Below are 12,827 nucleotides of genomic sequence, written 5' to 3'. Positions count from 1 at the left end.
TTACATGGCTTTCTTGTAGAGGTCGATCAGGATATCCACTGTAATGTCTCTAGGATTGAAGAAGGTGCAGAAATCGTTATAGGCATTTTCAGCCAGTTTCTGAATATCAGACTCCTTTATGCCGATTGCTGCATAACCGGAAGGGATGCCGATATCGGCCGACAACGTCCGGATGGCTTCGATGGCCTTCAAGGCCGCCGCTTTCGGAGAAAGTCCGGAAATGTCTTCACCCATTGCTATGGCAATTTCGCCAAACCGTTCCAACCGGGCCATAAGGTTGTATTCGCATACCACGGGCAACGCAATTGCATTGCAGACCCCGTGCGGCAGGTTCAGCATGCTGCCAGGCTGATGGGCCATGGAATGAACGCAGCCGAGACCGGCATTGCCGAAGCAGAGCCCTGCCAAGTATTCGGCATAGGCCATGGCTTCGCGAGCCGCCATGTCCTGGCCGTTAGCAACGGCCTTGCGCAACCACTTGGCGATGAGCCTGACCGCTTCAAAACCGCAGGCATCCGTAACCGGTGTCGTCAACTCAGTCAAGAGCCCCTCGATGGCATGGGTCAAGGCGTCCATGCCGGTAGCCGCGGTCAGCCCCGCCGGCATGCCCCGATGCATGAGGGGGTCGTTGATGGCAACATTCGGCAGCATATTCGCATCGCCAAAAACCTTTTTGACGTGGATGCTTTCATCGGTGATCACCGCATAGCGAGTCATCTCACTCGCTGTCCCGGCGGTGGTGTTAATGCTGATGTAGGGAGGGAATGGCTTGGTTAGAACAGCCGGGAAGATGTAATCGCTGAGATCGCCGTCCTGGCTGATCACGATGCCGACCCCCTTGCAGGTGTCATGGGAACTGCCGCCACCGAGCGAGATGAGGCCATCGCAATTGTTGTCCTTATAGGCTTTTACCCCTTCGCTGACATTGCCATATGTGGGATTGGGCTGGGCCCCATCGAAAAGCACAACCTCCACCCCCGCCTTTTCGATCAGTTCAATGATCCGGGCGGCAACGCCAATCTTCGACATGCCGGGGTCGGTGACAAGCAGAACCTTGGTCGCACCGAGTTTCTTCGCTTCCTCGCCAACCTGCTCAACAGCTCCTGCACCCATCAGCGCGACGGGGGGGGTAAAAAAAGTGTAGACCTGCTTTACAAATTCTCTCGACAAAGCCATGAGGTGTAAGCTCCTTTGAAAATGGGCACGCTTTATCTGCGCACCAAAAATCCCATCTTTTGCCAGGCGATCTGCGACCCCTTACCCGAAAAAGGCCCTCCCACTTCCTGACAACTCCCCAATCCACCTTCGCGCAGGAACATCAGATATCGGTCAAGCATGGTCACCCCCTTTCCCTGATATCCTGCCAAAAACGGTGGCGATTCAATGTTTCGTTGTCCATACAAGGCAAAGACCGTACCCAGTCCAAGCGATCGGTAATTATCTAACGATAACTGATAGTTACATGTGTATAGCGGGAATCACTGTTCTTTTGGCTGGTGCAAAAAAACATACAGGAAGGTACACAGCAGGTGAGTAACAAGGCAGGTTGTCATCTCGCGCAAACATCTTCTAACCGACCAAAGCCGGCCGGGGTCGCAATGCTGGTAAAGGACCACACCCGAGACGATGTCAAACATCGTTACAATTTTTATTTTTTCGCACCCTCACAAAAAGGCCCGTCTGAGTTACTCATGGGGAATGCCTGTTCTGCAACAACTCCCTTGAAGCAGGTGCCCCCCCCTGACATAAGCGATGAACAAAAGAAACAGGACTATCCGAAATCCAGTCAGCCAAGAAATCTCTCCAAAACGAGGTTTTACCTAGTTAGCTGTTTCCCACCCAGACCGTGCCGGTGGTCTGCAAATTTTTACCCCAAATCGCTCTAACATCTGTCAGGGAAGCTGCAACATTTTTGCGACTTTCCCGACACTCGCCCGCCGGCCGGCAGCCTCCTTTTCAGCCGGCAGCAGGCGCCGAAACCGTGTCCAGAAAGGCATCCGCCAACTTGTACGGATCCGATCACATCCTTAGCCCTCTTTCGCATCCACCGTCCACCAGCCCCCTGTAAACAATTTTTCTGGCTGTAGAAATTTTCGCACCCCTTGGAATAGGTCACAACGACCTCTTTCCTCTATCAATTAATACAAGCACCCGAATTTAGGCAATTTTTTCAACTCCAAGGAATATGGTACAGCTTGTGCTCAAAGGCCCTTTGACAAGAATTGGCATAGCGTATCCGACTTTGGCGAACGCTTCCCCTGCATTGTGGATGTCACGTCCACGGGAAAGTGTTCGTCTTTCCAGCACTCATTTCATTGCATCGGAGGAAAAACCTTCACAAGGAGCAATCATGGGAGACAAAATCATTCGGGTAAACATGTCCAGCCTGACTACGGCCATCGAACCGGTTCCGGAACATTGGCAAGGCCTCGGCGGCAGAGCCCTGACCTCGGTTATTGTTACCGAGGAAGTTCCGCCCCAGTGCGACCCGCTTGGTAAAAACAACAAACTGGTTTTTGCGCCTGGACTGTTGACCGGCACGGCCGTAGTTAACTCCGGCCGTCTTTCCGCGGGATTCAAAAGTCCGCTTACCGGGGGCATCAAAGAAAGCAACGCCGGTGGTTCTGCCGGACAAAAGCTTGTAAAACTCGGCATCAAGGCCTTGATCATCGAGGGCCTTCCTCTAAAGGACACCTGGTACAACGTGCACATTCAAAAAGATGGTGCCGTCATCACGGAGGACACGGAATATGTCGGCAAGGGAAATTATGAGCTGTTTAAGGCCATCGGCGAAAAACGAAGCAGCCAATGGGGCGTCCTCGCCATCGGGCCTGCCGGAGAATTCCGAATGACCTCCGCCAATATCTCGGTCAAGGACCCGGACGGCAACATCCGCAGCCACGGACGTGGCGGAGGCGGCGCCGTCATGGGCACAAAAAGGATTAAATACATTACCATCGACGATGCCGGCGGTCCCGGTGTCACCCTCGCCGATCCGGAAAAATTCAAACAGCAGGCCCGCATGTTCGCCAAAGGGCTTCTTGACCATCCCATTACCGGCCATGGCTTGCCCACCATGGGAACCAACGCCATGGCAAACATTGTCAACGAGGCCGGCGCCTTTCCCACCAAGAACTTTCGCTATGGCCAGTGGGAGGAGGTGGATAAAATTTGTGGGGAAACCATGCAAGAGGTAATCGTATCCCGCTCCGGCAACCCCAGCCATGGCTGTCAAAAGGGCTGCATCATCAAATGTTCCCAGATTTACACTGACCCGAAGGGCGAGTATGTGACATCGGGCTTCGAATATGAAACCATCCAGCTGTTAGGTGCCAACGCCCTGCTGAAAGACCTGGACATCATCGCTAAGTGCGACTGGGTGATGGATGACATCGGCATCGATTCCATCGAGGGCAGCGTGGCTATCAGCACGGCCATGGAAGCCGGTATCCTGGATTGGGGAGATGGAGAGGAAACCTACCGTCTCTTGGAAGAGGAAGTCCGCATAGGAACCCCACTCGGACGCATTCTCGGAAATGGCGCCGGATCCGTTGGAAAGGCCTATGGAATCACCCGGGTACCGACTGTCAAAAACCAGGCTATACCAGCCTACGATCCACGCACCATAAGAGGCTTCGGCATAACCTATGCCGTTTCAACCATGGGAGCTGATCATACGGCGGGGTACGCCATTGCCACCAACATTCTCAAAATCGGCGGCTTCGTAGAGCCCCTGGAAGACGATGGGCAAGTGGAACTTTCTAGAAATCTGCAGATCGCAACGGCGGCCCTTGACAGCACCGGGCTTTGTCTAATGGTCGCTTTTCCGGTTCTTGACGTACCCGAGTGCTTTACCGCTATCTACGAACTGATAAATGCCCGCTACGGTCTCAGCCTGACCGCCGAAGATGTTACGGCCTTAGGCAAGATGGTACTTAAGGCCGAACATGCCTTCAATCAAAAGGCAGGACTTACCAATGCCCACGATCGCTTACCGGAATTTTTCGACGAGCCTCTGCCGCCGCACAATATCGGCTGGAATTATCCGGGAGATAAGATAGACGAATTCTGGAATTTTTAGCCGTTTTGGCAGCGCGCTCCGTTTTTAGCGAATCGGCAGAAATGCATTTCTGGTCTTGTGACCGAAGGGCCCGAATATGGTTTGCTGGGGCCAGCCGTTAAAATGCAGACACATTCAACCATAAGCGCAAGGTGGGGCGAACCGGTGCGCCCCACCTATATTCCACACATTAGGCCAGCGGATCCCGCCAACCACTCCCCCTCGAATGCTAAGAATATAGAATCAAAAGAACTATTCCCGGTCTCTGCAAATACCAAAACTTTGTTTTGTTTAAATCTATGCCTACCAAATCTGCGAATAACTTTGCGGCTATACCCCTTGTAAAAAACGTTTTCAGCATGTTATGGTCCGTATACACTTTTATGCAATTCATGGGTAATCCTCCGGATTTTTCGGGAGTTCACTCAATTCTCTAAAAATTTCAAAACTCGATAAAACAACAATTTAGAAGTTTGCTGCAATCGCGCTAGGGCCTTTCATAGATCAGGCCTGCAATAGCCTATTGGTATAGCTTTTCCAAATCCGGACCCCTTGCTGGAATGGACCTTCTTGCGTACCAGGATTAGTCAGGATTGGGAGAGAGCTGTATGATGTGGCGAAGGATTGCCGGGTTATCCGCTCTTGTGTATTTAAAAGAACATCAACGAGGCCCGACCATGTGCATACCGAAAAAGCAGCTCCTGAATATTTTGAACTCCCTTCCGAATTTAAAATTCATTGTGGACAAAAATCTTTGCTTGGCTTTCTCCAAATCCGAAGGCTTTTATCGAAAACCTCCTTGCTTCGAAGATTTCAGAAACGCGGCAATGTGCGACCCCGACGACATCCAAAAAGTTTTTGCAACGGGAGAAGTTCTGAGCACTGAAAAAAAACACTCGGCCCAGGGGCCGACCCAAGTAAGTCTTTTTCCCATATTTGACGATGTCGGCACCGGCATGGTCGGCATATGTCACCATCCCTCCAAGATACGGCAGCACGTTGAAAACACCGTCGTTGACAATCAAATCGCCTTCGAATCGATTATCGACACAGCGCCACTGGCAACCATCGCCCTCGATAACAACCTGAAAGTCATCTACTGGAACGCTGCCGCGGAAAAAGTTCTGGGGTGGAAACGAGAGGAAGTCATCGGGCAGCCTTATCCGGTACTTGCAACAAGCTACCGCAGCGAAATCCTGAAAAATTTGCGGCGGATACATCAGGAAATGCCCCCCCGTTTTCTGGATAGCCAGCGCATTCGCAAAGACGGCACCCTTATCGATATCAGCCTGTCCTGCTCCATCTTAAAAAATCGCCAGGGACGCCCTATCGGCTACGTGGCAATTATGGCAGACATTACCGCCCGCAAGGAAGCACAACGGGCTCTCAAGGAGTCGGAAGCTAATTATCGCACCATTTTCGATGCGGCCAATGATGCCCATTTCGTATTCGATGCTGAAGATGCCACGATTCTGGACGTCAATCTGAAAATGTGTGAAATGTATGGTTTCGAGAATCGCGAAGAGGCCTTGAGGCATAACGTTGAAGAAATGATGGCGGGCTACCCGCCCTATACCTTGAGCGATTTGCTGCCCCTCATCTGGAAATCCAAGGATGGCCGCTCACAGAACTTCGAGTGGTTGGCCAAACATACTTCCGGTCGTCTTTTCTGGATGGAAGTGGTCATGAAAGGCATTGTCATAAGCGGGGAATACAAGGTTCTTGCTGTTGTGCGGGACATCATGGAGCGCAAAGCCAGGGAAGAGGAAAACAAAAGAATGCAGCAATCACTGCTTCAGGCAGACAAGATGGCCGCTATTGGCACCATGGCGTCAGGTATTGCCCACGAAATAAATAACCCCAACAATTTTATTCTTTCCAACTCCCAATTCCTTTCCGATATCTGGAAAGACATTATTCGTATCCTGTCTCTCTATTGGGAGGAGAACGGAGAGTTTCATCTTGGTAAAATGCCTTATTCTTCGGCCCAAAAAACCATCCCCAAAATGCTCGAAGGGATATCCGATGGGGCCAATCGCATTAAAAATATTATTACAGCCCTAAAGTCTTTTTCACGCCAGGAGAAAATATCCCTGGATCAGACAGTGGATATCAACAAAGTCATAAAAGCCGCTCTATTGATGCTTCGAAATAAAATATCCAAGCACACCGATTATTTCAACTTTCATTTAGAAGAAAATGTTCCCTTGGTAAAGGGCAACTTTCAACTCTTAGAACAGGTTATTGTCAATCTGAGCTTGAACGCGCTTGAGGCACTGCCGAACAAGAATCGTTCTATCAACATAAGTACGTCATACTCAGAGGCCGAAAATAAAGTTAAAATAATGGTGCGGGATGAAGGTGTCGGCATAAAGGATGATGCCCAAAACTTGATTTTTGATCCATTTTTTACAACTAAATTCGAAACTGGCGGAACCGGGCTCGGTCTTTCGATTTGTTTTACTATTATCAAGAAACACAATGGCACCATACAGTGCTTTTCGAAATTGGGAGAAGGAACTACATTTACAATAGAGCTACCTGCTGAAAACCTTAAAAATGGAGAAAACTGATGAAGATCCTGATTGTTGACGATGAGGAACACATTTTGCTTTCTACGAAATCCGTGCTCTCTTTTGCCGGCATTCAGGATGTGAAAACCATTGAGGACAGTCGCCTGGTCATGCCAATTTTAGCTTCAGAAATTATTGACCTTATCATCCTCGATCTGTTTATGCCCTATATGTCCGGCAAGGATCTACTTAACGCCATCAGCCAGAACTACCCGCATATCCCGATCATTGTTATGACGGCTGCAGATGAGGTTGAAACGGCCGTCGAATGCATGAAGGCAGGCGCTTTTGACTACCTGGTAAAACCTGTGGAAAATACCCGTTTGACCACTTCAGTTAAGAGGACGATAGAAATCCACAGCTTGAAATATCAGGTAATGCAACTTCAGGAACACCTGCTTGGCAACACGATCAAAAACCCGTCAGCCTTTGATCCAATTATTACAGCCAGCCCGAAGATGTCTTCTCTTTTTCAATATTGCGAAGCTATTGCGGAATCCGGTCAACCCGTCACAGTTATCGGGGCCACGGGCGTGGGTAAGGAGCTGGTGGCAAAAGCCATCCATGACGTGAGTGGACTTGGTGGCAATTTCGTGGCGGTCAATGTTGCTGGCCTGGATGATCACATGTTTTCCGACACCCTTTTCGGCCACAGAAAAGGTGCCTTTACCGGCGCGGACCAAACGCGCAGAGGCTTGATCGCTCAGGCAACCGGCGGAACTTTGTTTCTTGATGAGATCGGTGATCTGTCGGAAACATCCCAAATCAAACTCCTCCGCCTACTTCAGGAACAGGAGTACTATCAGGTTGGCTCGGATATTCCGCAGATAAGCGATGCGCGAATCATCGCCGCCACCAACAAGGATTTACGTAAAATGGTGGAAAAAGGCACGTTCCGCAACGACCTCTATTTTCGCCTCTGTACTCACCAGGTTCAAATCCCGCCTCTTCGGGATCGCCTCGAAGACATTCCGCTGCTGCTTGAGCATTTCCTAGACAAGGCGGCTAAAACCATGAAAAAGAAAAAGCCCAGCTACCCCGCTGAGCTGATAACGCTTCTTTCCTCCTACGATTTCCCCGGGAATGTGCGTGAACTCAAAGCCTTGGTCTTTGACACGGTTGCCCGTCACAATAACGGCATGCTTTCCCTAAAAAGGTTCAGGGAACTTGTCGGCAACCAGCCGTCCCCCCCGGCTTCAACGCCCTTCAAAACAAAGTTGTGGTCGATACACTGCAGGGGAGACTGCAGCGATTGCCAAAAATCTGCGAGGTAGAAAAATTCCTCATTGAGGAGGCCATGAAACTAGCCAAGGGAAACCAAGGCATTGCGGCTTCCATGCTGGGGGTTACGCGCCAAACTCTCAACAAGCGCCTGCAAAAAGCCAAGAAAAAACCGGCTCAATTTTTATAATTTTTGAGTCCGAGGATATGGTATTAACAAGGGCTGGTTCGGGCTTGAGGTCGCATTGTTTTTGAAAACGGGATCGTCGACTTTGAATTGTCAGGTCCCGACGAGTTAATTCGGGACAGGGGAAAACAATGGTAACTGCAAGTCCCTGGTGCTCAACTGCTTCGTATCGGTTGGTTCTTTGGCCTCAGTTTTCCCCGGATAGTCGCTTCCGACCCCACTCGCCGATCTGGCCGCCTTTCTTTCGGCGCCCCTTGCCCGCGCTATCAGGCTCAGGTATTCCTCGTCGCTCAACGCCTCGTATTCCTCTTTTGAAATGTCTCCGGGAAGCCCCGGCCGCCAAGGCTCTCTCTTTTCGACAACAAATTCCGGTCTGTTCGCGGCATTGGCAACCATCGAAGCAACCAGGAGCGGAAAATGGATAACCTCGCCGAGGGGGTTGGCAAGGGCGACAAAACCTGTTTCCTGTTCCGCTTTTCGGAGTGAGGCAGCAGAACAGCCCGACAGTATCAGCGCAGCTATTACAAAAATGGCCGTATTTATCATCATTTTTCTCCTTTAACACAGGGGTAGGGCAAAGAGGATAGCAGTACTATGTCTTCCACGAAAAAGACCATCGCGCCATTCTCCAAACCTGAAGCCAAAGCCTCAGCCAAAAAGAAAACGCGATGGTCGGATTTCTCAGAAATTGCCGGTGTCCGCGAAGGAATAGAATCCCTTCTCACCGACAATCAAATGATCCAGCACCCGGATGCCAAGAAGGTCGCCGGCTTGCTTGAGCCGTTTGGAGATCTCGATATCCTCCCGGCTTGGTGTCGTATCCCCCGAAGGGTGGTTGTGCAGGAAGATGACCGCTGCCGCCGAAGACAGCAGCGCCGATTTGAACACCTCTCTCGGGTGAACAATGCTCGCGCTAAGCGAACCGATGGACACCGTGTCGTAGCAAATGATCCGGTTCTTGGTGTCCAGGTGCAGCGCTACAAAGTGCTCCTTGGATTCCCTGCCAAGGTCACGGAAAAGTTCGAAGGTGTTTTCCGGACTTTTGCAGGTTTTTGTCACCCAGGCCGGAGCTTTCTCCCTGACCACCTCGTTTTTAAAGATGGCCCGAATCGAACGGATGCGGATTCGTTTGGTTTTCTGTTCCGGCTCAAGGCCGAAGAAGTTTATGGCTTCCATGTCTTGTCCTCCTGTGGGGGGCAGACATGGGCCCCTTCCGGGGGCTGTGTCAGCCCCCGTGTTGGGGTGATTTTAATTTAAAATCCATGTGGCGACCGGTTTCCGGGTCGTTTTTCCAAGTGACGTTTCATTCCGACCCCCGCATGGGGGCGACTTCTAGCGTCCTCAGGGGGGGCATGACGGTGGTCTCCTCCAGGACGACTTTGGGATGAACTTTTTTGACCAGGATTCAATTCTCCGAGGAAGCTTCAAGGTCAGAGTGGTTGACGACAAACTCCCGCCTCTCCTTAAACTCCTCCCGCTTGCCCCTGTTCCATTGCTGGACGGGGCGGAAAAATCCGCACACCCTGGAGTAGACTTCGGTTTTAGCATTGCATCTGGTTACCATTATTGTCTCCTTCCTTGATTACTTATCCAATAATCCCCACGCCAAACTTCAGTTACTTTTCCGTCAGGGCGTCCCTGAGCATCCCAAAGACCGTTTCCGGCAGTTCCGAAAGCTTCTTTAGGGTTTGATTCTTACGGAAATAGCGTCCGGTTACACCGTTGTCCAGAATGCCCAGTCCCATCATCTCAATGCCTTCGGCTTCGAGTTTCCGGATCATGGCCTTGACGGTTGCCGGATTTCTTGGCTGGCCATCGGTTGCAACCAGGACAATTTTCCTGGATTCCCGCCGAACGGCCATTCGAGCGCGGGCCCAGCCCAAGGCCGGAACCAGAGGCGTACCTCCGCTTGCGCCGATGCCATAGCCGGTTTTCGACCTGGCGACCGACTGGCCGAACCGGGTCAAAGGAACCACCCGATTATCCGTTCCGGGGAAAGCCGCTGTCGCCACACTGACGCCGGGAATGGTTCCCAAGGCGTCGGCCAACGCCAGGACCGCCTTTTTTGCCAGCCCGATCCTTGGACCATCCATTGATCCCGAACGATCCAGAAGGATGAGAACCGCAGTGTGGATGGCGCTTCTTTCCTCCTTGCGCCTGAAGATGCGCGGATCGCTGGTGGGCAGGCGATGCAGAACACGGTGATCCACCAGGCGCCCCCATCTGCCCGCACCGGACCTTTTGAGCCTGGAGGCCTGCACCAGCCTTGTCAGCCTGGAACGCAGGCCAACCGTTTCAGCCCGAACCTGATGAAGGTCGGGCGGTGGCCCGGAAAGGAGTTCATGGGCAGGGGTTTCTCCGGGGTAAATCCCGGTCAGGGCATGCTCCTCGCTGTTTTGGGAAGTGGCGCTCAGTTTTGCGGCGCAATGGGTGCCGATGTCTCCGAACGCTCCTGGATCTTCATCGAGGATTTTTCTCAGTGCCTTGCGGCATCGGGAAGGGTTGGGGTCGGAGGCTGTATTCGCCTTCTCTCCGCCGTCCCGGTCCGAACCGGACAAGGCATCATGATCCTGGAAGGAAGGGGAGCCACTGGAGGCATCCTGCTTGCTGTCTCCGTCCAATTTCGACGGGGGAGGGCATTGCCCTTCTTGCCCTTGGTCACTCTGGCCATCGGCCTCGCTTTTTTGTTCTTGAGCCTGATTTTTCTGTTGCTTATCGGCCGCATCCTGTTCCTGGCGGAGCAATTGAAGAATCTCCTCCGCCATGGTTGCTGCCTGCCCGGTTGATTGCAGGGCTTTCACACCTGTCAGCACCTTCTCGATTTTCCCAACGAGGCAAGGGCCAAGAAGTCCTTCCAGCTCCTGGCGTGCTTTCCGGGCAATGGGCTCCAGGGCTTCCTGTTTCAGCACTCGGCTTCGACACGCGGTCAATATCCAGGCCGGCAGAAGCTGTTCTGGCCGATTGGCTTCCGGGGTGAAGGCTCCTTCCTGCGCAAGATGATTCGCCAGGTTTCGTAGGTTTACCGCGCAACCGGGATAGGACCCGCCCATCTCCAGTTCAATGCGGATGTCTTCAAGAATGTTGGTGAGCGCCCTGTGGATCGGTGTGCTCCCCACGTGAGAAAAATCGGTATGGCGTATATGCCCGGCTTCGTGATCGATGTACCCACGGGCCAGAATCCAAAGGGACTTGTCACCTTCGGGAAGGGCCGGCAAGTAGATGGTGTTGCCATCGGTTCTGGCCTGGCTCCCCTGCATGACGACCTCGACGCCCATTTTGTTGCCCATCGCCATGGCGACCACGGGCAGGGATTTGATGAATAGGTGTTGGCTCATGGTTCCTCCGGCAAGACGCCCCCCGTTCGGGACGTCTCAAAAAACGCCCCGGAACGGCGGGGGAAGGATCAAAACCAGGTTGCTGGCATCGTTACGGGCTGAACCGCTGGCTGAATCATCTCCTTGATCTCGTGTTCGGAACTTTCCGTTTCGCCATGCGACTCCCATTCCTCCAGACCAGGCTCACTGGGCAGCATAATCCCGTCGAGGTTGGTCAGGGTGTTCAGGATGCCCACAAGGGTGTGAAAGTCACGGCCTTCGAGCCGACCAGACCTTGGCAATCCGGCCAGTTCAGCCTCGATGCCGTCGATAACCGGGGCCAGGCTGCCGTCCAGAAAGGACAGACCCTTGGCCTTATCCAGAATGGCTCGAATGGGGCGCAGGGCCTTCTGCCCGGCCTGCGTCTTCCCTCGAAAGGAAGCTTCCCACGATTGCCTGGCGGCCTGCGCGATTTCCTGAAACAGTTGGCCACCCAATCCCTGGAGCGACTGCTCAAGGCCACCGTTCAAGCCCTCAACGCTCTGAACCTGATAGGTCTGGAAGGCGAAGGAGAGCCGCTCGGAAACGTGCTCCGGCAATTCGACGGCCTGTGCGACCATCAACCGCCAGCGATCCGGGATGGTGTCCATCCAGTCCGACACGGACTGCTGGTAGTTCCTCAGAAATGCGGATTTTTCCGCCTCGAATTCCGCCGCGACCTTTTCCAGCTCAGCGCCTACCGCCTGAGCTTTGTCTTCGGGAACGGCGAAGCCACCCAGAAAACGGACGCCCGAGGCTTCACAGATGCGTTCCGCACGACGGCGAAGTGTTTGGAAAGGTTTAAGCAGGCTCGGGTTGCAGATCTTCTTGATGCCGAGCGAGGCGAGTTTTTCCGGGGGGATTTCCCCGGCTGTGAGATTGAGATCGGCGGCCTGAAGCTTTTTCTGGCCGCTCCAGATATGAATGTCGAGGCTGATGCAAACCAGTTTCTGGAGCAGATCGAACATGGTGGCTTCTCCTTGTCGTCAACGGACTGCGGGAAAGACACCAGGCCCCCAAAGCGGGGAGCGTCTTTCCCGCAGCGGGGTTTCGGTTAGAACCAGGCTTGGCTGCTGCCTTCTATCCATCGGGACACGGCCTGAGCCTGCCGGTTTTCCTTGGGTGGAGCGTTTTGCGCTGGGCCGGGCGGATCAGGTATCAGCCCGGGTTGAAAATCTGCCGACCTGGACCAGACAGCGCCATACGTTACGGCGATGATGTCGTAGCCTTTGGCCAGCTTCTCGTTGATTTTGCGTTTTAACATATTTCGGGAGGGATGGTTGCTGAGCACCCTGGACTGGCGGATCTGCCCGGTACGTCCCCAGCAGGAGAGCACATGCTCACCGGTCAGAAACCCCAGCCAGTCCTTGCCTCCATGGGCGTTGGGACAGCGCATCCAGACGCCGCAGATCGTGTTTTGCGGTATTTGCATG

Annotated in this window: 11 protein-coding genes; 4 read left to right on the top strand and 7 right to left on the bottom strand. The window is 52.9% G+C overall.

Annotated features, from left to right (window positions below):
* Entirely contained in the window at positions 1-1,176 is a 1,176-nt protein-coding gene (locus A6070_RS10760) for an iron-containing alcohol dehydrogenase (RefSeq protein WP_072285756.1), read from the bottom strand.
* Between the two features lie 1,174 nt (positions 1,177-2,350).
* Between A6070_RS10760 and A6070_RS10755 the strand changes: the two genes are divergently transcribed.
* From A6070_RS10755 to A6070_RS16560, 4 genes are all read left to right on the top strand, one after another.
* Entirely contained in the window at positions 2,351-4,081 is a 1,731-nt protein-coding gene (locus A6070_RS10755; protein WP_072285755.1) for an aldehyde ferredoxin oxidoreductase C-terminal domain-containing protein, read from the top strand.
* Positions 4,082-4,668: 587 nt separating this feature from the next.
* Positions 4,669-6,633, top strand: coding sequence for a PAS domain-containing sensor histidine kinase (locus tag A6070_RS10750; RefSeq protein WP_083558441.1), 1,965 nt, complete (start codon positions 4,669-4,671; stop codon positions 6,631-6,633).
* Entirely contained in the window at positions 6,633-7,907 is a 1,275-nt protein-coding gene (locus A6070_RS10745; protein ID WP_330220578.1) for a sigma-54-dependent transcriptional regulator, read from the top strand. The genes A6070_RS10750 and A6070_RS10745 overlap by 1 nt, the downstream gene beginning before the upstream one ends.
* Positions 7,908-7,930: 23 nt before the next feature.
* Positions 7,931-8,044 carry a helix-turn-helix domain-containing protein gene (locus A6070_RS16560; RefSeq protein WP_327191991.1) on the top strand — a complete coding sequence of 38 codons (114 nt, stop codon included), beginning with the start codon at positions 7,931-7,933 and terminating at the stop codon, positions 8,042-8,044.
* Between the two features lie 105 nt (positions 8,045-8,149).
* Here the strand turns inward: A6070_RS16560 and A6070_RS10740 are convergent, their stop codons facing one another.
* The 6 genes from A6070_RS10740 to A6070_RS10715 all read right to left on the bottom strand — a co-directional run bounded on the left by A6070_RS10740 (position 8,150) and on the right by A6070_RS10715 (position 12,826).
* Positions 8,150-8,590, bottom strand: a complete 441-nt coding sequence (locus tag A6070_RS10740; protein WP_145926343.1) for a hypothetical protein — start codon at positions 8,588-8,590, stop codon at positions 8,150-8,152.
* A 132-nt stretch (positions 8,591-8,722) separates the two neighbouring features.
* Positions 8,723-9,217, bottom strand: a complete 495-nt coding sequence (radC, locus tag A6070_RS10735; RefSeq protein WP_072285752.1) for a RadC family protein — start codon at positions 9,215-9,217, stop codon at positions 8,723-8,725.
* A 229-nt stretch (positions 9,218-9,446) separates the two neighbouring features.
* Positions 9,447-9,605: an anaerobic ribonucleoside-triphosphate reductase gene (gene nrdD / locus A6070_RS16765; protein ID WP_072285751.1), complete on the bottom strand. Its 159-nt coding sequence runs from the start codon at positions 9,603-9,605 to the stop codon at positions 9,447-9,449.
* A gap of 52 nt (positions 9,606-9,657) precedes the next feature.
* Positions 9,658-11,376 (bottom strand): cobaltochelatase CobT-related protein, encoded by a 1,719-nt coding sequence (locus tag A6070_RS10725; protein WP_072285750.1) that lies wholly within the window; start codon positions 11,374-11,376, stop codon positions 9,658-9,660.
* Positions 11,377-11,444: 68 nt separating this feature from the next.
* Positions 11,445-12,362 (bottom strand): DUF3150 domain-containing protein, encoded by a 918-nt coding sequence (locus A6070_RS10720; RefSeq protein WP_072285749.1) that lies wholly within the window; start codon positions 12,360-12,362, stop codon positions 11,445-11,447.
* 86 nt (positions 12,363-12,448) lie between these two features.
* Positions 12,449-12,826, bottom strand: a complete 378-nt coding sequence (locus A6070_RS10715) for a hypothetical protein (RefSeq protein WP_072285748.1) — start codon at positions 12,824-12,826, stop codon at positions 12,449-12,451.
* Position 12,827: the final 1 nt, after the last annotated feature.

Origin of the sequence: Syntrophotalea acetylenica, assembly GCF_001888165.1 — a bacterium.
Lineage (GTDB): Bacteria > Desulfobacterota > Desulfuromonadia > Desulfuromonadales > Syntrophotaleaceae > Syntrophotalea > Syntrophotalea acetylenica.
Note: the sequence above shows the minus strand (reverse complement) of the source record. Positions and strands in the feature narration are given on the sequence as shown.

Excerpts from the sequence above, each read along its gene's own strand:
- A6070_RS10750 (WP_083558441.1), top strand. The coding sequence starts at position 4,669 with ATGATGTGGCGAAGGATTGCCGGGTTATCCGCTCTTGTGTATTTAAAA.
- A6070_RS16560 (WP_327191991.1), top strand. The coding sequence starts at position 7,931 with ATGAAACTAGCCAAGGGAAACCAAGGCATTGCGGCTTCCATGCTGGGG.
- radC (WP_072285752.1), bottom strand. The coding sequence starts at position 9,217 with ATGGAAGCCATAAACTTCTTCGGCCTTGAGCCGGAACAGAAAACCAAA.
- A6070_RS10725 (WP_072285750.1), bottom strand. The coding sequence starts at position 11,376 with ATGAGCCAACACCTATTCATCAAATCCCTGCCCGTGGTCGCCATGGCG.
- A6070_RS10760 (WP_072285756.1), bottom strand. The coding sequence starts at position 1,176 with ATGGCTTTGTCGAGAGAATTTGTAAAGCAGGTCTACACTTTTTTTACC.
- A6070_RS10715 (WP_072285748.1), bottom strand. The coding sequence starts at position 12,826 with ATGCAAATACCGCAAAACACGATCTGCGGCGTCTGGATGCGCTGTCCC.
- A6070_RS10720 (WP_072285749.1), bottom strand. The coding sequence starts at position 12,362 with ATGTTCGATCTGCTCCAGAAACTGGTTTGCATCAGCCTCGACATTCAT.
- A6070_RS10745 (WP_330220578.1), top strand. The coding sequence starts at position 6,633 with ATGAAGATCCTGATTGTTGACGATGAGGAACACATTTTGCTTTCTACG.
- A6070_RS10740 (WP_145926343.1), bottom strand. The coding sequence starts at position 8,590 with ATGATGATAAATACGGCCATTTTTGTAATAGCTGCGCTGATACTGTCG.
- nrdD (WP_072285751.1), bottom strand. The coding sequence starts at position 9,605 with ATGGTAACCAGATGCAATGCTAAAACCGAAGTCTACTCCAGGGTGTGC.
- A6070_RS10755 (WP_072285755.1), top strand. The coding sequence starts at position 2,351 with ATGGGAGACAAAATCATTCGGGTAAACATGTCCAGCCTGACTACGGCC.